The organism is Sphingobium sp. UBA5915 (assembly GCF_002431195.1).
Classification (GTDB): Bacteria; Pseudomonadota; Alphaproteobacteria; order Sphingomonadales; family Sphingomonadaceae; genus Sphingobium; species Sphingobium soli.
Genome location: NZ_DJDV01000010.1, coordinates 13,356 through 34,132, shown reverse-complemented (window position 1 = coordinate 34,132; position 20,777 = coordinate 13,356). Strand labels below are relative to the sequence as shown.

Below are 20,777 nucleotides of genomic sequence, written 5' to 3'. Positions count from 1 at the left end.
CGTTATCAGACCGTATATGTGCCGGAGGACCGCGCGAGATGAACAGATCGGCCAAGCCGCCAGAACATCCTCGTGTTTCAGCTGACTCGCCACGATGAGCGCCAGGCACTCCCTGCTGGCCTCATCGGCGATGGTCAGGATTCGGAACTTGCGCCCATCATGTGTGCGCCCCTCGACGAAATCGTAGGCCCATACATGCCCCGGATATTCAGGCCGCAAGCGGATGCATGAACCGTCATTGAGCCACAGGCGTCCCCGCTTTGGCTGGCGCAGCGGAACCTTCAGCCCCTCACGCCGCCAGATCCGCTCAACCCGTTGATGGTTCACCGTCCATCCCGCCTGGCACAGCAATGCCGTCACCCGGCGATAGCCATAACGACCATATTGCTTCGCCAAAGCGATGATATCCTCTGTCAGCGCTTGTTCGTCATCCGCCCCCGCGTGGCGCCTTGCGCTGCGTCGATCGATGCTGGCCCAGAACCCGGCATATCCGTCGCTCGGATATCGGAAACTCTCGTCGCACGTGATCAATGCAGCGTCGCCGTCGCGCGGGGCTCAGAAGTTTCCCTTGACTGCCTCCTGCAGGATCAGCTTGTCCAGCGTCAGGTCCGAGATCGCCCGGCGCAACCGCTGGTTCTCCTTCTCCAGATCCTTCACCCGCCGTGCCTGGTCGGTTTTTAGGCCGCCATATTCCTTCCGCCAGCGATAATAGGTCTGCTCGCTGACCGCGATCCGTCGACATGCCTCGGCCGTCGAGGGCTCCTGCGCCAGCACGATCTCAACTTCTCGCAGCCTGCCGATAATCTCTTCCGACTTGTGCTTCTGGCTTGGCATTCAATGTCCCTTCGTGGTCCAGACTATGATAGTATCTGGGCCACTCAGCGGGGGGCAGATCACGCCGTCCTGGCCGGGACTGGCGGGGTCCATCCCAACACCCGCCATTCCCTAAGCCTCGAAGATCGCTCTAGAAACGCACCAGACTGGCCGACTTCGGAATGTCGGCTTACCGGCGGGTAACCGGCGATAGCCGCCGGACCTCTTTCGGGCAGTCGACACGACCGCAGGCGGAGATAGCTGTCTGTCGCCCATCGACGGTGGGTTCAACGGGTGGCGACAACACTTTAATCTTTTGAGGAAGATGGAGTGTCGCGATGAAGCAGCGTCGTCGGATATATTACACGGCCAGCCAGCGAGCGGAGATATGGGATCGTTGGCAGCGCGGGGAGTCGATGAGTTCGATTGGGCGCAGGTTTGATCGAGCGTCATCGTCGGTATTTTCGGTGATCGCGCCGACCGGGGGCATCCGGCCTGCCGATCGCAAGCGCGGCAGCCGTGCGCTGAGCCTTGCGGAGCGGGAGGAGATATCGCGGGGTCTGAGCGTCAGCGAACCGTTGCGTGCGATAGCCCGTCGGCTGGGCCGCGCGCCCTCGACGATCAGTCGGGAAGTTAGGCGTAACGGCGGTATTGCACGGTATCGGGCGACCGCGTCCGATCAGGCGGCATGGGATCGTGCCTTGCGGCCCAAGCCCTGCAAGCTGGCTTGCTCGCAGCCACTGGCCCGGGCAGTATCGGCCAAGCTGCGTCGCAAATGGTCACCGGAACAGATTGCGGGGTGGCTCAGGCGCAGCTTTCCCAAGGAGCCGCACAGGCAGGTGTCGCACGAGACCATCTACAGAAGTTTGTACATACAGGCGCGCGGGGTTCTGAAGAAGGAACTGCTGGAGCATCTGCGCGCCCGACGCACCATTCGCAGGTCGCGGCACGCCAGCCTCAAGCGCAATGGCCTCGGACAGATCAAGGATGCCGTGTCGATCAGCGAGCGTCCCGCGTCGGTCGAGGATCGCGCCATTCCCGGCCACTGGGAAGGCGATCTGATCGGCGGCACGAAGAACAGCTACATCGCCACGCTGGTCGAACGGCATTCGCGTTATGTGATGCTGATCAAGGTCGCCAACAAGGATACAAGAAGCGTCGTGTCGGCGCTGATCAGGCAGACGCAGCGCCTGCCGCGCGAACTCTACAAGTCGCTTACGTGGGACCGCGGCAAGGAACTGGCCGATCATCCGCGCCTATCGCTGGCTACCGATGTCGAAATCTATTTCTGTGATCCGCAATCGCCCTGGCAGCGAGGCTCCAACGAAAACACCAATCGCCTGCTGCGACAATATTTCCCCAGAGGAACCGATCTGTCGCTATACAGCCAGGCCAAGCTGAGTGCCGTCGCTCGCCAACTCAACGAACGGCCAAGGAAAACGCTCGAATATCAAACGCCCGCTGAGCGTTTTCAAGCTTGTGTTGCCGCCACCCGTTGAACCCACCGTCGTTTTAACCGGAGCGACAAAAACTAACCGCGCTGACATGCTACAGGTCCGTTGAACGGGTCCGACGGTTGGGGACCCGTTCGGTCCTAATACGCAGTGCTTGTACTCCCATGGATGCTCTTGGCTGGGTCGAAGCCGGTTCAGCGTCACTGTTTCGCACCGAATATGTCATCTAGCGCCAAACGCAACGTCACTTTCAGTCCCTCGGGCCTGAAATCGAAGTCAGCGCCGCTACTTTCACCGCGCAACGCTCGGTCGATCATTCGGGAACCGAATCCTTTTCGGGCTGGTGCTGAGGTAGGCGGTCCCCCCACTTCCGACCAAACTAATATGATCGCCTTATCTGAACTTTCGGCCGTGCGCGACCAAGCAACATCAATCTTGCCAGCCTCGTTGGAAAGGGCGCCATATTTGACTGCGTTGGTCCCTAGTTCGTGAAGAACCATCGCCAGTTGCAGAGCCTTGTCAGACGATACCGCGACCTCGGGCCCGGCGATTGTGATGCGGGGACGATCGCCCTCGATGAACGGACTTAGCGCACGGTGCACGACATGCCCTACATCGACCAACTCCCAGTTCTGCTGGGTGAGCAGATCGTGTGCGCCCGATAGCGCCAGCAAACGCGAAACAAATGCCCGCACTTCAGCCGGCGGGGCCTCTCGGAAGGTTTGCACAGCGATGGCCTGGATCGTGGCGAGCGTGTTCTTTACGCGATGCTTGAGCTCATGAAGCAACAGCTCTTTGGCGTCTTCGGCACGTCGGCGCTGTTCGATTTCCAGTTGCGCGGCCTTGTGTAGGCGGGCATTGTCCATGGCGACGGCCGTCTGGGCCGCTATAGCCGAGACGAGAGTCTCAGCGTCGCCCGAAAACTTGCCCGGCTGATCGTGAGCGAAGAAGAGCCCGCCCAGCACCTCGCCAGAAACGGAGGTGACCGGCACTGCCAGATAGCTCACTACAGGCAAATGCCCAGCAGGCATGCCGTGATGCGGGGCACTGTGGCCGTATCGTGGATCTTGGCGGATGTCATCGGAGCGCACGACGCCCTCGCCGGCGAAGGTCGGCGCAAAGACCGCCGTATTACGCGGCATGCCGAACGTTTCGAAAGCTTCGCGGGGCGCCCCGGATAGGGTGTAGAGATAGTAGGCTTCTCCAGCAGCGTTAATAACGTTGTAGAAGAAGGCTCCGAATTTCGCACCGGTCAGTTCAGTGGCGATATCGGTGACCTCTTCGACAATGCGATCGAGATCAAGGTCCCGGGCAATGACATTTGCTACGCGGTTAAGCGTCTCGAGGCGTTCCGCTTGGCGAGCGATTAGCGCTTCCGCCGCCTTGCGATCGGTGATGTCCCGGGCGATTTTCGAAGCGCCTACCACGGTCCCGTCGGCGTCCTTGATCGGCGAGACGGTGAGTGAGATATGGAAAAGAGTCCCATCCTTGCGCCGCCGCACCGTTTCGAAATGCTCGAGCCGCTCGCCTCTTTTAAGGCGGCTGATGATCTCGTCCTCTTCCGCGCGGCGATCGTCCGGAATGAGGGTGAGAATGGATTTGCCAATAATCTCCTCCGCCGAATAGCCGAAGATGCGCTCAGCAGCGGCATTCCAGTTTGTGATCACGCCCTCGAGGGTCTTGCCGATGATCGCGTCAGAGGATGATTCTACGATGGCAACGAGTCTGCTGGCCGCGGCCGATGGAACCTCGTCTTCTGAGATTTTGGCGTTCAGCGTCATAAAGCGGCGTCCCTATAGTGCGACCAGCCTAACAGCTGCCGAGTTGTTCCACCGCTTCTAGCAGTCGCTCAATATCATAGGGCTTGTCGAGCACGAGGTCGAACAGGTCGGTCCGATCACGCGCGATAGCGCCTTGCGCGCCGCTCACCAGCAATATGGGAATGCGACGTAGCGCTTCGTCGGCGCGTACGACCTCGGCGAGCTCAAGGCCGGTCATCAACGGCATCATGAAGTCGGTGATGATAAGATCGGGACGTTGCTGTCGCACGAGCTCCAGAGCGGCTGCTCCATGAGCCGCGTCACGCACCTCATGACCCGCGTCCTCGAGGCATACGACCAGCATGTCGGCGATCAGGAATTCGTCTTCGGCTACCACAATTTTCATGAATTGCGCCCCAATCGGCTCAGATTGAGGAAATGGGTCAAACCTCGAGTGGCCGTGCGAGGCCGGTCGAGATGCCGGTAGCAAGCTCGAACGGGCCTTTAATGGCCAGGCCATGCCCGTCGATGATCACCTCCTGCGGCGCCGCCTCATAGGACTGGTCGCGAATCTTCAGAACGGAAAGGACCCGCTTATACTCGGACCGGATTTCGACTTGTCGCATCATGATCAGATTATCGAGCAGACTGGATATCTCGGGTCCGGGGGCTGCTACCTCGGAGGCGAAAAGGTCACGCAATTCCCACGTACCGATCGTTGTAACGCCCAAAGCCCTAAGTTCGTTCGTCAGGGCCGCAAAAAATTCCACCAAGCGCGCGCGTTGGATCGCGGCACGCTCGAACCCGCCTAGTGAGTCGAGGAAAAGGCGTTTCACGCCCCGTGCGGTGACGGCGTCGAGGAGGCGGTAAGCAAGCTTGTCGAGCAGATTTTCGGTGAGCGGTTGCCACAAGATTTCGACTTGCCCGGCCTCGGTTTTGGCCTTGAGATCAAGCCCTAGTGCTTTGGCCTTGAGCAAGAGACGATCGGGCGTCTCATAGAAACCAAAATGAAGGCCTGGCTCTGCCTCAGTCGATTGTGCAAGGAAGTTGATGCCAAAAGACGTCTTCCCTGACCCGGAAGGGCCTATCAACAAGGTGGTCGAACCGCGAGGTAAGCCACCCCCGGTCAGCGGATCGAGCCCTTCGACGCCGGATGACAGCGGCTGTGGGTTTGGGCTATCTATGACCGACGGTGTGCGGAACGCCGCCTCGAGCCGCGGGAATACCGAGAGCCCGATGTCGGTTATCTCATATTGGTGATAGCCACCTAGCGCGGCACTACCACGGCTTTTGCGCAAGCGGGCACGTCGGACCGTGCGAACACCGACCAGCTCCTCATGCAGCTCAAGAACGCCATCGACCATCGTATGCTCGGGGCTGTCGTCCTCAACTCGCGCGCTCGTAAGAAAAAGGACCGTGCAACCGACAAAGGCCGCCTGGCTCTGCACCTCCGCGACGAAAGTCTTGACGTCGAGCTGAGACTCGGCGCGATCTCGCGCATTGAGGAGGCCGTCGAAAACAATGAGCGAGGCGCCGTGACGCTTGGTCTCCTTGCGCAACAGGTCGACCACCGCGTCCAGCCCTTCATTCTTCAAAGTCTGGAAGACACTCAGATAGACGACATTGCCGCCCAGCTGTTCCTTCTCAAAAAAGGTCAGCGTGGATAGCGATTGGAACAATCGGTCATGCGTTTCGGCAAGCAGCGTGATGTAAAGCACCTTCTTGCCTTCCTTCGCGCACGCAAAGGCGATTTGGTTGCCCAGGATTGTCTTACCAGCGCCCGGCTGCCCTTGGACAATATAAGATGAGCCCTCGACAAACCCGCCTCCGAAGATGGTATCCAAACCCGAGATCCCGGTCGAAAGGCGGGGAAGATGTTGCGTCACGGGAAACCCTCATAAGCCTTTGGCAGACCTTTTTGCGGCCTCCCTTTGGGGGTGAGTAGCAGCATGCGGGCTGAAGGTCTTGTAGCTTCGATACATTCTCGCAGATTTCTGCTAGAACGAAGAACGTCGCCAATCTGCGGGAGTCGAGGCCGATCTCTCGGTGGCGCGCCCGCCGATCAGCGAGGTCGTCACCTTCATCCAGCAGGGGTAGGTCTACCAGCAGGCGCAATCTGTCGATCGCAATAAATGGCAGCTTCCGGGAAAATCCGCAGCTGCAGCCGGAAACTCATGGGATGATGCCTCGTCGCGCCGCTACGAGATCAATCATGCAGTATCATGTCGTCGAGCATGCCTGCCAAGATCGTAAAGAGCGAAGGCCCGAGAGGCTACGCCTCAGCCGTTCGGCGGCCCGATCAGGTACTGAGCGTCCGTCACCTTCTCCATCCAGGTCACATTTTTCCCGTCGAGCGCTTCCTGAACAGCGACATGGGTCATCCCTTGCGTCGGCGTTGCACCATGCCAGTGCTTCTTATCGGCCGGGCAAAGCAGGATGTCTCCCGCCTGAAATTCGACGATTGGCTCACCTTCAACCTGCGTCCAGCCCACACCCTCGGTAACTATCAGGGTTTGGCCAAGCGGGTGGGAGTGCCACGCGGTTCGGGCACCCGGCTTGAACTCGACGACCGCGCCGGTGATGCGAGAGGGTTGATCCCGCTTGAACTGTCCCGTGATGGTCACCGTCCCGGTGAAGTTCTGAGCAGGCGCGCTCGTCGCCTGCATCTCTAACTTTCGATTGATCTGCATTTCCGAACGCCCTTTTGCTGCGGCATTACCAGCCGTCAGAAGTCCCAACGAAATGAGCACCGCGCCTATTGCTTTTGGCATGAGATGATCTCCGGCTTTCAAATTGATGTTCAGCGAGCCTGTTGCGCGCGACCTGCGATGAGTTTCCGATAGGCTTCCACGTCGAACGTGTCGGGATTGGGACCACTGCGCTCGTTAACGTTGATCCGATCGATGGACGCCAACTCGCTCTCGCTGAGCGTGAAATCGAGAACGTCGAAATTCTCAGCGATATGAGAAGGATTCGTGGAACGTGGGATGACGATCAGGCCACGTTCGATATGCCAGCGGATGATGACCTGAACGGGAGACTTTCCGTGCTTCGTTGCGATCTCACGGATGGTCGAGTTCGCAATATGCCGACCGACATTCTTTTCGCCGCCCAGTGGCGACCAGCTTTCGGTCGCGATGCCGCGCCGGGCATTAGCGGCTCGCATAGGCTGTTGGCTGAGCGACGGATTGATTTCGATCTGATTGACTGCCGGGACCACAGAGGTCGCCGCCTTCAGGTTGTCGAGGTGGTTTTCGTTGAAATTGCTCACGCCGATTGCCCGGATGCAACCGTCCGCATTCAGCTTCTCGAGCGCCTTATAGGCGGCAATCGTCTTGCCGAAATCCATCGGCACGGGCCAATGCAGTAGATAAAGATCGAGGTAGTCGAGCTTCAGCTTGCTTATGCTGAGGTCGAATGCCCGCATCGCCTGATCGTAGCCAAAGTCCTCGATCCAGAGCTTGGTGGTGATGAAGAGTTCGTTGCGGGCGACGCCGCTGCGAGCGATGCCGTCGCCAACCTCAGCCTCGTTGCCGTAGTTTTTTGCCGTGTCGATCAGCCGAAAGCCCGCACCCATGGCGGTTTGAACCATCTGCGCCGCCTCTACCGGCTTTACGTGGAAGGTGCCGAAACCCAGGATCGGCATCTTCACGCCGTTGTTGAGCGTGACCAGCGGAACTGTGCCATTCGCACCCTGAGACTGGCCATGCCGGGCCTGTGCCGACAAGATAGCGGGAGTGAGGGAGGCCGCGGTTGCGGCGGCCAAAAAGCTGCGTCTCGTGGTCATGGGAACTCCGCTTCTTGATTACGTTTGGAGAGGCGACCGGTTGGTCGAACTTCAGCGCTTACGATCGGCTTGCGAGGATCTTCTGGTAGGCTGCCACGTCGAACGTCTCGGGGTCAGGGCCGCCACGCTCGTTGATGTTCATGCCGTCGATCGCGCGCATCTCGCTGTCAGTGAGTGCGAACCCAAAGACGTCGAAGTTGCTGGCGATATGGTCGGGATTGATCGAGCGGGGGATGACGACGTTGCCCTGCTGAATGTGCCAGCGGAGCACGACCTGAATGGGTGTCTTGCCATGCTTCTCGGCGATCGACGCTATCGATGAGTTTCTCAGCACATCACCGACGCGCTTCTGACCGCCGATAGGCGACCAGGCCTCCGTGATGATGCCGCGCGAAGCATTTGCAGCCTTGACCACGCGCTGGCTCAGCAGAGGGCTTAGCTCGACCTGGTTTACCGCCGGCACCACGTCCGTGTGATGCGATAGCTCGTCGAGATGCTCAGGGTTGAAATTGCTCACCCCGAGCGCGCGGATGCGCCCACTGATGAGCGCAGGCTCAAGCGCGTTGAAAGCGGCAATCGTCCGCTCAAAATCCATCGGAAGCGGCCAGTGCAGAAGATACAGGTCGATGTATTCGAGGCTCAGCGCCTCCATGCTCGCCTCGAACCCGCGCAGCGCATGTTCGTGACCATAATCCTCAATCCAGAGCTTCGTGGTCACAAAAAGCTCGCCACGATCAAGGCCGCTGTCGGCGATGGCTTGGCCGACCTCGGCCTCGTTCTTGTAGTTGGCAGCGGTGTCGATCAGCCGGTAGCCGGTCTCGATAGCGGTCCGCACGGCAGCGCGTGTATCTTCTGGTTTGATCGCGAACGTGCCGAAGCCAAGCGCTGGCATGTTGGCGCCTGTGTTCAGGCGAAGATGAGGCTGATCATTCATGGCGAGTTCCTTCTGAGATGAGATTGTGGGAAGCGATCAGCGCGCGGTGTAACCACCGTCGGGCGCGACGATCTGGCCGATCATGAAACCGGCGCCGGGGCTGCACAGCCAAAGGACGGCGGAGGAAATCTCGGCCTGGCTGCCCATGCGGCCAACGGGAATGTCCGCGATCACTGCATCAAGCCGACCCGGCTCGCGCTCCATCAAGCCCTGCACCAGAGGTGTCTCCGTGGTGCCGGGGCAGATCGCATTGATGCGGATGCCCTTAGGGGCATATTCCAGCGCAGCCGCGCGCGTCAGCCCGATCACACCATGCTTTGACGCCGTATATGCGCTCAGGCCAGGAATGCCGACCGTGCCGCTCTGCGAAGAGCAATTCACGATCGCGCCGCTTCCCTGTTCGCGCATCTGACGAAGCTCATGCTTCATGCAGTTGAACACGCCGCGCAGGTTCACGCCGATGATGCGGTCGAAATCCACGGCCTCCAAATCGGCCGTCTCAGCAATCCCGACGTGGATGCCGGCATTATTGAAGGCGAAGTCCAAGCGACCAAACGCCTGTTGGTTAGCCTGCACCATCGTCTCGACGGAGGCCTCGTCCGAAACGTCGCAAGCTATGCCGATCGCGTTGTGGCCGTTTTGCCGAAGTTCAGCAGCGGCGCGTTCAGCCGCCTGACCGTCCAGATCGGCGATAGTGACGCTGGCTCCAGCCTCCGCGAAAGCGCGTGCAGTTTGTAGGCCGATGCCAGACGCTGCACCGGTGACGATTGCAACCTGATCCTTGAACGAGAACACTTACAAGATTCCTTTGGCGGTTGCCGGACGTGGCGTCCGGTAGAGGCCCAGTCCGACGATCAATGCGGTAAGGGCGAAAAGCGTGGCGGAGACGATGAGCGGGGCCAGCGGGCCACTGCGATCGAGCAGCATCCCTCCCGCGACAGCGCCGCCCGTGTTTGCGAGTTGGATCACCGCGACCTGAAGGCCACCTGCGGCCTCCGAGGCGTCGGGGAGATTGCGCGCAATCCAGGTCGACCAAGCGACTGGGACCATGCCGAATGCGAAGCCCCAAATCGCCGTGAGTATGCTGGCTTCCACGGCTGCGGCACCCAGGAGGATCAAGCCCGCCGCGGATAGCGACAGCGCTATTGGCGCAAACAGCAGCGTTCCCCTGAGGCTACGGGAAAGTGCCGGCCCAGACGCGGCTGTCCCGGCCAGATTGCCCAGTCCGAAAAGCAATAGGATCGCGGACAACGACGTGTGGCTGAGATGGGTCACGCCCTCAAAAAACGGTCGCATGTAGGTGAAGAAGGCGAACTGCGCGGCGAACACTGTCGTGATAGCGAGGAGCGCCGTGCCGACCTGTGGGCGCTTTGCCACGGCGACGATGCTGCTGTTCTGAGCCTGCTCACCTGGCAGCATCTGTGGAAGTGCCGCCCACTGCCAGAGCCAGCACAAGCTGCCAAGAACTGCGGCAGCAGCGAATATAGCCCTCCAGCCAAGCATACCGCCAAGAAAGCTACCAAGCGGCGCTGATGCGACGAGGGCGACAGAGACCCCGCCGAAGATGATCGACAGCGCTTTCGGCAACGCCTGTGGTGGGACTAGCCGTGCTGCGACGGCTGCGGCCATCGACCAGAATCCACCCAGCGCGACACCTAATATTACGCGAGCGATCATCAGCACAGCAAAGCTGGTGGCTATCGCCGTCAGCGCGCTCGACAGGGCCATAAGGACAGAGAAGGATAACAACACGACCCGGCGATCGACCTTCGCTATCACCCTTGAGGTGAACAGGCTGGCAAACAACGCGGCCACAGCGGTTGCACTGATCGACTGACCTGCCATACCCGCGCTAATTGCGAGGTCTGACGCAATCGGGGTGAGCAGGCTGGCTGGCAGAAGCTCAGCCGTGATGATGCCGGCGACACTCAAAGCGACCGCGTAAACAGCGCCCCATCTAGTGTTTTGCTCGCTGGCGTTGGCGGCAAACACGCCTCCGGCGCCGAGCACTTGATGTTCTTGATACATTTGCCTCAGCCGTCTTGAACGGCGCGATGACGGACACGCAGTGTGAATGCAGCCGTGACCACAGAAAGAGCGGAGGTGGCGACGCTACAAAGGGCAAGCGCGTTCGATTTCGCGGCAATAGGGGCGATGACCGTGAAGGCCGCCGCCGCAATTATCAGCGGGAGGAACATACCAATCAGTGAGTTTAACGCCGACGCTTCCAGCGCGCGAAGTGCGCCGGAGAGGAATGCCAATCCTGAGAGCAAAACAAGCAGAAACAGGCCAGCAAGACCCCACTGCGGGTTGCCGTTGACGATGACGACTGCGATGACGCTCAACACCGCGCTGGTAATCGCGATCATCGGGGTGCCGACCGAGTTCCTTAGTGCGATTGCGACGCCTGCGCCGATCAGGAGCGCCAGCGAGATGCTGCCAAACAGGACCGGGGCGGACGCGTTCAGCGCATAGGGATAGGGCGCTAGTGCGGACAGGCTTGAGGCGAGCGCCAGGAGCAAGCTCGTCAAAAGCAAAGCTGAAGTTGCCGACACAATCGTAAGCTTTGGGGTGCTGAGCGCCGACGCTGTCGCGCCGTCGATACCTGCGTTCTGCGTGTCGTCCATTGACCGTCTCCCGACGCGCGCAGACGACCGCCCGCGCCCACGAAGCACGGCGCGCTACCTGTCTCTGCGATGTTGCCAGCGATGGGACTTGGCCTCTCACGGCCGTCGCATCGTCATGGTGGATTTAACGCACGAACCGAAAAAGGATTAGGGGTGGATCTCGCGATGCCAACGTGAGAAATTCTCATCGTCAAAGCGGCTGCACGTGGCGTAAGGTTTGCCGTGCCCTGCAGCTCCGCTCACACCGACGTTTCGATGCTCGTCGGTCCGGCGAGACAACAGCAGGGCTTTTCGACGGTAAATTGGAGGTCGGCAGCCCACTGTGCAAATCAATCGATCCGATCTGGCGGACTGCGCGTATTTCATCGCTATTGCTCGCCACCGCAGTTTCCGGCGGGCGGGTTTGGAACTTGGCGTAAGTTCCTCGGCGCTGAGCCATGCGCTAAAAGCCTTCGAGACTCGTTTGGGCCTGCGCCTTCTCAACCGGACGAACCGATCGGTGACGCTCACAGCCGCGGGCGAACAACTGCTGCAAGCCATCTCGGATCCGGTCAACGTGATCGGCGATGCCTTCGAGACTCTCAACCGGTTCCGTGACGCCCCGGCAGGTCGCATCAGGATCAATATGATGGCGGATGCGGCCGCCCTTCTCGTCAGCCCGATCCTGCCGGTATTCATGGAGCGCTACCCGGACGTCGAACTCGAAATCTCGGTCGACAATCACATCGTCGATGTCATCGACAGCGGCTTTGATGCGGGTATCAGGTATGGCGGGACTGTTCCTGAGGACATGATAGCGCAACGACTATCAGGCGAAATAGACTGGGTGATCGTTGGTGCTCCGTCCTATTTTGAACGGTTCGGAAGACCCCAGCATCCCAACGACCTCGCCGAACATCGCTGCCTGCGCATCAGGCTGGGGGACGACAGCATCTACAAGTGGGAACTGGACAAGGCCGACGAGAGCGTGGCGATCGACGTGCCTGGCATGATCACCGTGAACAATGCCGACGCTGCGCTGCCCGCCGTCCTGGCCGGCGCGGGCCTTACCTATCTTTCCGAACCACTGGTCAGGCCTTTGGTCGCGGCGGGGCAACTTGAGATCGCGCTGCCGGATTGGGCATCGACCGGGCCAGCGTTCCACCTGTATTATTCATCGCGCAGGAACGTGCCGACGGGTCTGCGGCTGCTGGTCGATTTGATCCGCGAGCTTAGGCCGCTTGGCTACTAGGGGACGGAAGATGAGCCCGCGATTGCGGCCGTGATAGCCATGATGGCCTTTGACGCTAGAATCCCGAACCGCAGTTGAAGGTGTAGACAATCAAAAACGCAGCGATTGAAATGCTCTCGCCTAACTGGACCGTTCCGATACACGTTCGGAACGACGTGATCTGGTCGGTGCGCCATGCCGGATGAGATTCAGCTATAGCCGCAACGCGGCACCGAAGCGGACATTCCACTAACGGCCGGTCTCGAGCGTCCTGATCGGCAAAGCGGACGGGCCGCACCTGGGAACGGGAAATTTGCAGCTGAGAGTCCGAGAAGGGGCGATGCTTACTTGAGGTCGGCGATATCCACAGAAGAATTCTGGAAGCCAGTGCCGATACCAAGGGCCTGGCTTAATCTTGATCAATGGGATTTTCTGGAACGGATGTCAGGTTCTCGGCTTTCTATGGGATATCCTATCGGAAGGCATCCTCGTGGCTACCCAGCTTAAACATCATGTCCCGCAATTTCTCGATCAAGACTTTCAGGAAGAACTGAGCCGCTGGAATAGACGGCGGCTGGCGCCGGCATTTCCACAGGATGTGTCTGTAGCGTCGTTTGGCGACGATATGACCATGCAACGGCTGCAGCAAGCCTTTCTGGAAAAACTGCGGGCTGAGGTGATCGATGAAGCCGCGGATGCGCCAACCGATCCCGACGGCTTTATCGGGTGGTTCGAGCAACTCAAGGCGATCGGGCCCGGGCAGCAGGATCGCCTTTTCCCTTGGCTTGCGGATAAGGCAGATCGGAATCAGTTGCGTTGGTTCCTGTCACAGGAAGCCGCTGGAGAGGCTGGTTTCGACGACCTCGTAGCGATGACGCAGGTGAAATTGCCCGCGCGCGCGAAGCTGGAATTGGCCCGTAATTATTGGGATGAGATGGGCCGGGGTAATGCCAAGGGCATGCATGGACCCATGCTTGACCAACTGGTCGAAATTCTCGACCTTGATACGCGCATCGAGAGCACGGTTTGGGAAAGCCTAGCGTTGGCGAACGCCATGACTGCCATGGCGTCTTTACGTGCCTATACATGGCATAGCGTAGGAGCCTTGGGCGTTATCGAACTGACCGCGCCCGACCGCTCGGCCCTTACCGCCCGCGGCCTGCGGAGGATTGGGCTTTCAGGAAGTGAGCGGCGCTATTTCGACCTTCATGCCGTACTCGACATTAAGCATAGCCGAGATTGGAATGATGAAGCGATCGCGCCTCTGGTCGCAGAAGAACCCCGGCGCGCCACGGCCATGGCCGAGGGCGCGCTGATCCGATTGCGATGCGGAGCACGCTGCTTCGAGCGCTACCGCGCCTATTTTGGAATAGAGTAAGGCGACATGCCCGAGAAATATCCCGAGGACCGCAAAATCTTACTGGTCGAGGACGACCCGGCCGTCGCGGCGATGATCGCTGAACTCCTGGAAGACGCGCATTATGTCGTCGACGGCCCCCACACCACTCTGGCCGATGGCATTAGCGCAGTAGCGGATGAGATGCCCGACGGCGCGGTGCTCGATGTGCGGCTTGGTGAAGGCGACTCCGGTTTACTGGCGGATGACCTGGATCTGTATGACATCCCCTATGTTTTCTGCGCGGGCGCATTCGATCATCAAGCCGTCCACGCGCATCCTGCCGCGCCCCTGATTTCAAAGTCCGACCTCGTTCGGCGGCTAGTGCCCACCTTGCGCCGAATGCTGCACTGACATTTCGGCAAGGGATGTTAAAAGCGACGAGAAGCCCGCCAAAGGGCCGGAGTGATGCCAGACAGTGTAAGGCCGAGCAGGCCGCTTAGACGAGGGCGGAAGGCGAGCGAGGTATAGGAACTCCTGCAATGTCAGTCAGTCCCAGTCCGCAAGACTTTCATCGACCAAAACTCGACGTTGACGGCGGTAAACGAAGTCGCCCTCGAGCGTGGGAACGCTCTCCATCGGAGAAAGTTATCGGAAGAACGAGTTGGAGACGATCATGGCTGCACGACCTTATTGGAAAGGCCAGATAAGACTGGCCTTGGTTTCGATCCCTGTCGAAATCTATTCGGCGACCAAGAGCGGCGCGACCATTGCATTCAATCAAATTCATGAGCCGTCGGGAAAGCGCATCAAATATGAGAAAGTCGTGCCCGGCATCGGCCCGGTAGATCTGGATGAGATCGTCAAAGGCTTTGAATATGCCAAGGGCGAATATGTCCTGCTCGATGAGAAGGAGATCGAGGGCGTCAAGCTCGAGAGCAAGAAAACTCTCGAACTGACGCAGTTTGTCGATAGCCACGAGATCGACGCGATCTATTTCGAAAAGCCCTATTATGTCGTGCCGGCCGACGACCTGGCCGAGGAAGCCTTCATCGTGCTGCGGGAGGCGCTCCGCCGCAGCCGAAAGATCGGACTTGGCCAGCTAGCGATGCGCGGGCGGGAATATGTCGTCAGCATCAAGGCCTGCGGTCGCGGAATGGTCATGGAAACCCTGCGTTATGCCGATGAGGTCAACAAGGCAGCGAGCTATTTCCGCGAAATCGGCGATGGCGATCCTGATGATGAACTCCTCGATCTTGCCACGACCCTGATCGACAAGAAAACCGGCAAGTTCGATGCCAGCGATTTTCATGACCGCTATGTCGATGCGCTCAAGGATCTGATCGAACGCAAGAAGAAAGGAAAGACCCTCAATATCGATGCGGACGATAGCGAAGGCGACCCGCGCGGCAGCAACGTCGTCGATTTGATGGCCGCACTTAAAAAATCGCTGGGCAGTGGCGATTCCAAGCCTGCTGGGAAGAAGGCGCCAGCCAAAACGGCAGCGAAGAGCGCCGATAAGAAGCCAGCAGTGAAGGCTCCAGCGAAGACGACGCGCAAGCGGGCGTGACCTCATGCCCGGTAAAGACCCAAACGCATCCGGCAGCGACGATGACGGTGATGATGCTTTCGCGGAGGGTGCCATCACACTCTGGAGCAATTTGCTGGCGCTGATCGGCACGCATTTGCTCGAAACTGGTATGCCGCGCCAGGAGGTTCTCGACATGCTGACGATGCTCCACGAAACCAATGAGGAAACTGTGCGATCGCCTCGCGCGCGCGCCATTGCAGGACAGCATCTGATGTCGGTCTACCGGGTGCTCGGAGAGGCTTGAGCGCCCTTAATCTGTCGGCCCGAAACGTCGGCGCTCGGGGTCGCGACGGCACGCGAAGTGACCCTTGATCCTTTCGTTGAAAAAGGCTCCCGCCGAGCCGGCCTTGCACAGCTCGTCGAAGATGATGGCAGGCACGTGATAGTAGAGATATTTGCCGGTCTGACGGAACGAGATGTAAAGCGTGTGCTCCTCATCATCGAACGTGACCCGCTCGATCATCGAAGAGTTTTTGAAACGGCAGGCGCGCATCAGCAATCAGCGAAATTACCGATGTCGCGTTCCCTGCCGGCCGACGAGCCGAATCAGAAACAAGGCCGGATGATGGTCTCGCCCAGACGGGGGCGGGGCCCCGTGAACCGGGCGCCGGCTCAAGGGTTATCTCAAGATGGCAGAAGAGGCGATCGACCAAAAACTGCGCGACATGGCCGAGCATCGTGGCCTCAAGCTCGTGAAATCACGCAGGCGCAAACCGGGTGTCGGCGACTATGGCAAGTTCGGGCTTACCGATGCAGCCGGCAATCCGTTGTTCGGCATTGGCGCACAAGGGCTGGAAGCGACGGCGCAAGATATCGAGGCCTATCTGCGGGCCGGTGCCGCCAGCACCTGGAAGGCATCGGCGGAAAGCACCCCGGCCAGACCAGTATCGACAGCCCGACCCGCAGGCAGCAATAACGACGACGGCCAGGATATGGAATCGGCCATTCGGCCGCGCTCGACACGCAGGTCTAAGAAACAGCCAAAAAATCCCGACAGAGGATATTCGCAAGGTCGCAAAAAAGCCGAAGGACCGCCAATAGATCGGTGCAAACACGAGGCCAAAGCGGCTGCGACTGTCAGGTCAGCATCGCGTCCAAACGACCGCAGCTCCGACCCTGCGCCGGTGCCCCAACCGAAACTGCTCATCCGCCCCGCAAAGGCAGCCGACGCGGAAGCGCTTGTCCCGTTGGTGCGACAGCTGTCCAGAGTAAAGCTGGACGAACTCGGTGTCGCCCGGAATCTGAAAGCAGCGCTCAAGGCGGAGGCCGACATGGCTGTCGCTGAATTCGGAGAAGTCGTCGGTTGCTGCGCCTGGGCCGTCATACCCACGATCCAGCACGGGCTGGTCGGCAGACTGACGTTGCTCCTCGTTGCGCAAGCATACCGAAGAAAGGGCATTGCCACCGCTCTGGTCGATGAGGCCGTGAAGTCGCTCCGCAAGGCAGGTTGCACGCGGCTTGAAGCGATGAGCGACATCGAGGTGAGGAATGCCCACAATTTCTTTCGCACGTTGAAGTTCGAGCAGACCAGCTACCGGTTCGCGCGGTCAATCGACCGCTAATGATCGCTGTCCGGTTTCGCCGCGCTTGTCAGACCTGAGCCGCGCAGGAACGAGTCATGGCATCCGGGGATTAAGGGAGCGAAGGGATCCGGAATCGACATGCCGAACGTACAGACCAGGAAGGAGGACAGGCTCGCCACCTATCGCGCCAAGCGTGATTTCGCGCGCACCGCCGAACCCTCCGGGGCGACACAGCCCGCCGCCGGTAATGGCTTTGTCGTCCAGAAACATGCCGCGTCCCGTCTACACTATGATTTCAGACTGGAGCTGGACGGTGTTCTTCTCAGCTGGGCCGTCACGCGCGGGCCCAGTACCAACCCGGATGACAAGAGGCTGGCTGTGCGGACCGAGGACCATCCGCTCGACTATGCCCGGTTCGAGGGCACCATCCCCAAGGGTGAATATGGTGGCGGAACCGTCATGCTGTGGGACAACGGAACGTGGGAACCGATCGCGGGCAAGGATCCGCGCGCGACCCTGACCGAAGGCCATCTCCATTTCATCCTTCATGGGCGCCGGATGCAGGGCGAATGGATCCTTTTTCGCATGAAACCGCGCGGCAGGGGAAAGGGGGAGAATTGGATATTGCGCAAGGTAAAGGATGCCTTTGCCGGCGGCTCGGACGATCTGGTCGGGCTCCACCTGACCAGCATAGATAGCGGGCGCACGATGGAGGAGATCGCTGCGGGCAAACCGATTGCAAGATTGAAGTCCAAGGCATCGCCGTCGGCCTCAGCCTCAGTAGAGGCGCAAGCCAGGAAGCCTGCCAGGGCAACGAAGCGTAGGAAAGCAGCCCGTATCCTGCCGCCGTTCCAGCCCGTGCAGCTGGCGACTCTTGTCGACCATGTGCCGCCGGGTGATCGCTGGCTGCACGAGCTCAAATATGACGGATACCGCACGCTGCTGGCGATCGGAAATGGCGAAGGCCGCGCCTATACGCGCTCGGGGTTGGACTGGTCGGACCGGTTCGCCGGACTGATCGGCGACGCCGTCACGCTTGATGCTGAAAGCGCCCTGATCGACGGTGAAGCGGTCGTGGTGTTGCCCGACGGCAGGACCAGTTTCCAGGCTTTGCAGGCAGCGCTCAAGGACGACCCAAACGCGATCGATTATTTCGCATTTGATTTGCTCGAACTTGACGGGGAAGATCTGACGCAACGGCCCTTGCTGGAGCGCAAGGCGCTTCTCTCCGCGTTGATTGGCGAGGGTCGGGGGCATTTGCGCTATTCCGACCATATCGTCGGGCGCGGCGAGCAGCTCTTCGACAGATTCTGCGACGCGGGGCTGGAGGGGGTCATCTCAAAGCGCATCGACGCACGCTATTCAGGCTCGCGCTCAGGGGGCTGGGTGAAGACCAAGTGCATCCGTCGGCAGGAGTTTGTCGTCGTCGGATGGACCCCCTCCGACAAGCAGCGGGGCTTTCGCGCCTTGCTGCTGGGGGTGAACGAGAAGGGCGTGCTGCGATACGCAGGCAAGGTTGGGACCGGGTTCACCGGTGACGAGATCGAGCGCCTGATGGCGTTGATGGCGCCGCTAGAACAGAAGACTGCGACGGTGGAGGCACCGCGAGCAGCCGTGCGCGGCGCTCACTGGATCAAGCCCAAACTCGTCGCCGAGGTCGCCTTCATCGAATTCACCGACGAAGGCGTGCTGCGCCATTCGAGTTATTTGGGGCTTCGAGAGGACAAAAAGCCCGAAGCGGTGGTGGTCGAAACCGAAGCGCTGGTCGGCGAACTCACCGCTCCGGGCGCTACCAGTGCCGTCAAGATCAGCAATCGCGACCGCGTCATCTTTCCCGAGGGCAAGCTCACCAAGGGGCAGCTCGCCGAATATTATGAAGCTGTTGCGGAGATCATGCTGCCCTGGAGCGGCAGCCGGCCGCTCAGCCTGGTGCGCTGCCCGCAAGGCCGAGACAAGAAATGCTTTTTCCAGAAACATGATGCAGGCAGCTTCGGCGATGCAGTCAGGCATGTCGCGATCCGCGAGAAGGATGGGCATGACGAGCCCTATCTGTTCGTGGACACGCCTGCCGGACTTCTGACCTGCGTCCAGATGGGCACGATCGAGTTCCATGGCTGGGGCGCTCGGATCGAGGACGTCGAGATGGCCGACCGACTGGTGTTCGATCTCGACCCCGACGAGGGGGTGGAGTTCAAGGATGTGGTCTCGGCGGCTGCCCATCTTCAGGACGTGCTGGGTCAGATGGGTCTCGCAACTTTCCCGATGGTGACCGGCGGCAAGGGAGTTCATGTCATCGCGCCGCTCACGCCGACCGCCCAATGGCCAGTGGTCAAGGATTTTGCGCACCGCTTTGCCATGGCCCTTGCGCAGGCCGATCCCGACCGGTTCACTGCGGCCCTGGCCAAGGCCAAGCGTACCGGACGCATCTTCATCGACTATCTTCGCAACCAGCGCGGCGCCACGGCCGTCATGCCGTACAGCGCGCGTTCGCGCCCCTTTGCGCCGATCGCCGTGCCGCTCAGCTGGGAGGAGTTGCGCGATCTGGACAGTCCGGCCCACTGGCATATCGGCGATGCCATGGAGATGGTGAAGCGAGCACGGTCCAAGGCACTCGCGCAATGGGGCCGTGCCGACCAGGTCCTGCCAGATTTGTGAAGATCGCCACCTGCAATGTAAAAGGCGTGAACGGCCGTTTGCCGGTCCCGCTTCGCTGACTAGCAGAAGCCGGGCCAGCCATCGTCATGCTCCAGGAACTCAAGGCGCCGGAGGAGAGGTTCCTGCAGAGCGCGCTTTGCGATCTTGGCTATCCTTCCATCTGTGAGAACGGCGGAGCAATATTCGACCACGGTAGCGGCGGGATAGTCCTGCTGCGGGCGGCGTAAAAGTCGTCCACCTTGAAGCCTTTCTGCCGAGTCAGGGAGGTGTGGGGATCTACAGCGTGGAACTTTATCTTCAGGTCCGTCTGGCTTGCGCGGATGGCATGAGCCAACGGGCGGCGGCGAAGCGTTTCAATGTGTCGCGCGAAACGGTACGCAAGATGCTGTCGTTTTCATCGCCGCCGGGTTACCGGCGCCAGTCCGTACCGCAGCGCCCGAAGCTGGACGGGTTTGTGGCGATCATTGATGGATGGCTTGAGGGTGACCGCAGTGTCCCGCGCAAGCAACGCCATACGGCGAAGCGGGTATTCGACCGTTTGCGCACCGAGCATGGTTTCACCGGCGGCTATACGATCATCAAGGATTACATCCGGGAGCGCGAACAGCGCAGCCGGGAGATGTTCGTGCCGCTGGCGCACCCTGCGGGAGATGCGCAGGCCGATTTCGGGGAAGCGCTGGTGGAGATCGGCGGGGTGGAGCAGAAGGCCTACTTCTTCGCGCTCGATCTGCCGCACAGTGATGCCTGCTATGTGCGGGCCTATCCGGCGGCGGTGGCGGAGGCCTGGGTGGACGGACACGTGCATGCCTTCGCGTTTTTCGGCGCGGTACCGCGCTCGATCGTCTATGACAACGATCGCTGCCTTGTGGCGAAGATCCTGCCCGACGGCACGCGGCAGCGTGCCACGCTGTTCAGCGCTTTCCTGTCACATTACGTGATCCGCGACCGCTATGCTCGCCCGGGCAAGGGGAACGAGAAAGGCAATGTGGAGGGGCTGGTAGGCTATTGCCGGCGCAACTTCATGGTGCCGATCCCGAAGTTCCCGACCTGGGAGGCGTTCAACCTGTGGCTGGAGGAGCAATGCCGC

Annotated in this window: 18 protein-coding genes and 2 pseudogenes; 9 read left to right on the top strand and 11 right to left on the bottom strand. The window is 60.2% G+C overall.

Features of this window, described 5'->3' with window-relative positions; translation table 11 throughout:
• Positions 1–834 (bottom strand): annotated as a pseudogene (locus B2V90_RS01475) (IS3 family transposase); the annotation flags it as partial.
• A gap of 317 nt (positions 835–1,151) precedes the next feature.
• Between B2V90_RS01475 and B2V90_RS01470 the strand changes: the two are divergent.
• Positions 1,152–2,312, top strand: coding sequence for an IS30 family transposase (locus B2V90_RS01470; protein ID WP_026109398.1), 1,161 nt, complete (start codon positions 1,152–1,154; stop codon positions 2,310–2,312).
• Between the two features lie 155 nt (positions 2,313–2,467).
• On the opposite strand, the gene B2V90_RS01465 is transcribed toward B2V90_RS01470, so the two are convergent.
• The 9 genes from B2V90_RS01465 to B2V90_RS01425 form a co-directional block, all read right to left on the bottom strand.
• Positions 2,468–4,048 carry a sensor histidine kinase gene (locus B2V90_RS01465; RefSeq protein ID WP_017502239.1) on the bottom strand — a complete coding sequence of 527 codons (1,581 nt, stop codon included), beginning with the start codon at positions 4,046–4,048 and terminating at the stop codon, positions 2,468–2,470.
• A 28-nt stretch (positions 4,049–4,076) separates the two neighbouring features.
• Entirely contained in the window at positions 4,077–4,433 is a 357-nt protein-coding gene (locus B2V90_RS01460; RefSeq protein ID WP_017502238.1) for a response regulator, read from the bottom strand.
• A gap of 37 nt (positions 4,434–4,470) precedes the next feature.
• On the bottom strand, positions 4,471–5,913 hold the full coding sequence (locus B2V90_RS01455) for an ATPase domain-containing protein (protein ID WP_293919454.1): 1,443 nt from the start codon (positions 5,911–5,913) through the stop codon (positions 4,471–4,473).
• Positions 5,914–6,306: 393 nt separating this feature from the next.
• A complete protein-coding gene (locus tag B2V90_RS01450; RefSeq protein WP_293919453.1) occupies positions 6,307–6,798 on the bottom strand; it encodes a (R)-mandelonitrile lyase in 492 nt (163 codons plus the stop codon).
• Between the two features lie 29 nt (positions 6,799–6,827).
• Complete coding sequence (locus B2V90_RS01445; RefSeq protein WP_081600938.1) at positions 6,828–7,814, bottom strand: aldo/keto reductase; 987 nt, start codon at positions 7,812–7,814, stop codon at positions 6,828–6,830.
• Between the two features lie 58 nt (positions 7,815–7,872).
• Positions 7,873–8,748: an aldo/keto reductase gene (locus tag B2V90_RS01440; protein ID WP_017502234.1), complete on the bottom strand. Its 876-nt coding sequence runs from the start codon at positions 8,746–8,748 to the stop codon at positions 7,873–7,875.
• Between the two features lie 36 nt (positions 8,749–8,784).
• A complete protein-coding gene (locus B2V90_RS01435) occupies positions 8,785–9,543 on the bottom strand; it encodes an SDR family NAD(P)-dependent oxidoreductase (protein ID WP_017502233.1) in 759 nt (252 codons plus the stop codon).
• Positions 9,544–10,776: an MFS transporter gene (locus B2V90_RS01430; protein ID WP_017502232.1), complete on the bottom strand. Its 1,233-nt coding sequence runs from the start codon at positions 10,774–10,776 to the stop codon at positions 9,544–9,546. It abuts the gene before it with no gap.
• Positions 10,777–10,781: 5 nt separating this feature from the next.
• Positions 10,782–11,375 carry a hypothetical protein gene (locus B2V90_RS01425; protein WP_017502231.1) on the bottom strand — a complete coding sequence of 198 codons (594 nt, stop codon included), beginning with the start codon at positions 11,373–11,375 and terminating at the stop codon, positions 10,782–10,784.
• A gap of 322 nt (positions 11,376–11,697) precedes the next feature.
• Here B2V90_RS01425 and B2V90_RS01420 point away from each other — a divergent pair, with 322 nt between their 5' ends.
• The 5 genes from B2V90_RS01420 (at position 11,698) to B2V90_RS01400 (ending at position 15,756) form a co-directional block, all read left to right on the top strand.
• Positions 11,698–12,606, top strand: a complete 909-nt coding sequence (locus tag B2V90_RS01420; RefSeq protein WP_026109396.1) for a LysR family transcriptional regulator — start codon at positions 11,698–11,700, stop codon at positions 12,604–12,606.
• 469 nt (positions 12,607–13,075) lie between these two features.
• Entirely contained in the window at positions 13,076–13,963 is an 888-nt protein-coding gene (locus B2V90_RS01415; RefSeq protein WP_293919458.1) for an iron-containing redox enzyme family protein, read from the top strand.
• A 6-nt stretch (positions 13,964–13,969) separates the two neighbouring features.
• The gene (locus B2V90_RS01410) at positions 13,970–14,335 is read left to right on the top strand and encodes a response regulator transcription factor (RefSeq protein WP_017502228.1); all 366 of its coding nucleotides are present in this window, start codon (positions 13,970–13,972) and stop codon (positions 14,333–14,335) included.
• 262 nt (positions 14,336–14,597) lie between these two features.
• Positions 14,598–15,491: a Ku protein gene (locus B2V90_RS01405; protein ID WP_026109394.1), complete on the top strand. Its 894-nt coding sequence runs from the start codon at positions 14,598–14,600 to the stop codon at positions 15,489–15,491.
• Positions 15,492–15,495: 4 nt separating this feature from the next.
• Complete coding sequence (locus B2V90_RS01400; RefSeq protein WP_017502226.1) at positions 15,496–15,756, top strand: hypothetical protein; 261 nt, start codon at positions 15,496–15,498, stop codon at positions 15,754–15,756.
• Between the two features lie 6 nt (positions 15,757–15,762).
• On the opposite strand, the gene B2V90_RS01395 is transcribed toward B2V90_RS01400, so the two are convergent.
• Positions 15,763–16,005 carry a KTSC domain-containing protein gene (locus B2V90_RS01395; RefSeq protein WP_293919457.1) on the bottom strand — a complete coding sequence of 81 codons (243 nt, stop codon included), beginning with the start codon at positions 16,003–16,005 and terminating at the stop codon, positions 15,763–15,765.
• A gap of 136 nt (positions 16,006–16,141) precedes the next feature.
• On the opposite strand from B2V90_RS01395, the gene B2V90_RS01390 reads away from it, so the two are divergent.
• From B2V90_RS01390 to istA, 3 genes and pseudogenes are all read left to right on the top strand, one after another.
• Positions 16,142–17,074, top strand: a complete 933-nt coding sequence (locus B2V90_RS01390) for a GNAT family N-acetyltransferase (RefSeq protein ID WP_017502224.1) — start codon at positions 16,142–16,144, stop codon at positions 17,072–17,074.
• Between the two features lie 99 nt (positions 17,075–17,173).
• On the top strand, positions 17,174–19,690 hold the full coding sequence (gene ligD, locus B2V90_RS01385) for a DNA ligase D (protein WP_017502223.1): 2,517 nt from the start codon (positions 17,174–17,176) through the stop codon (positions 19,688–19,690).
• 283 nt (positions 19,691–19,973) lie between these two features.
• Positions 19,974–20,777, top strand: a pseudogene (istA, locus tag B2V90_RS01380) (IS21-like element ISSsp5 family transposase); the annotation flags it as partial.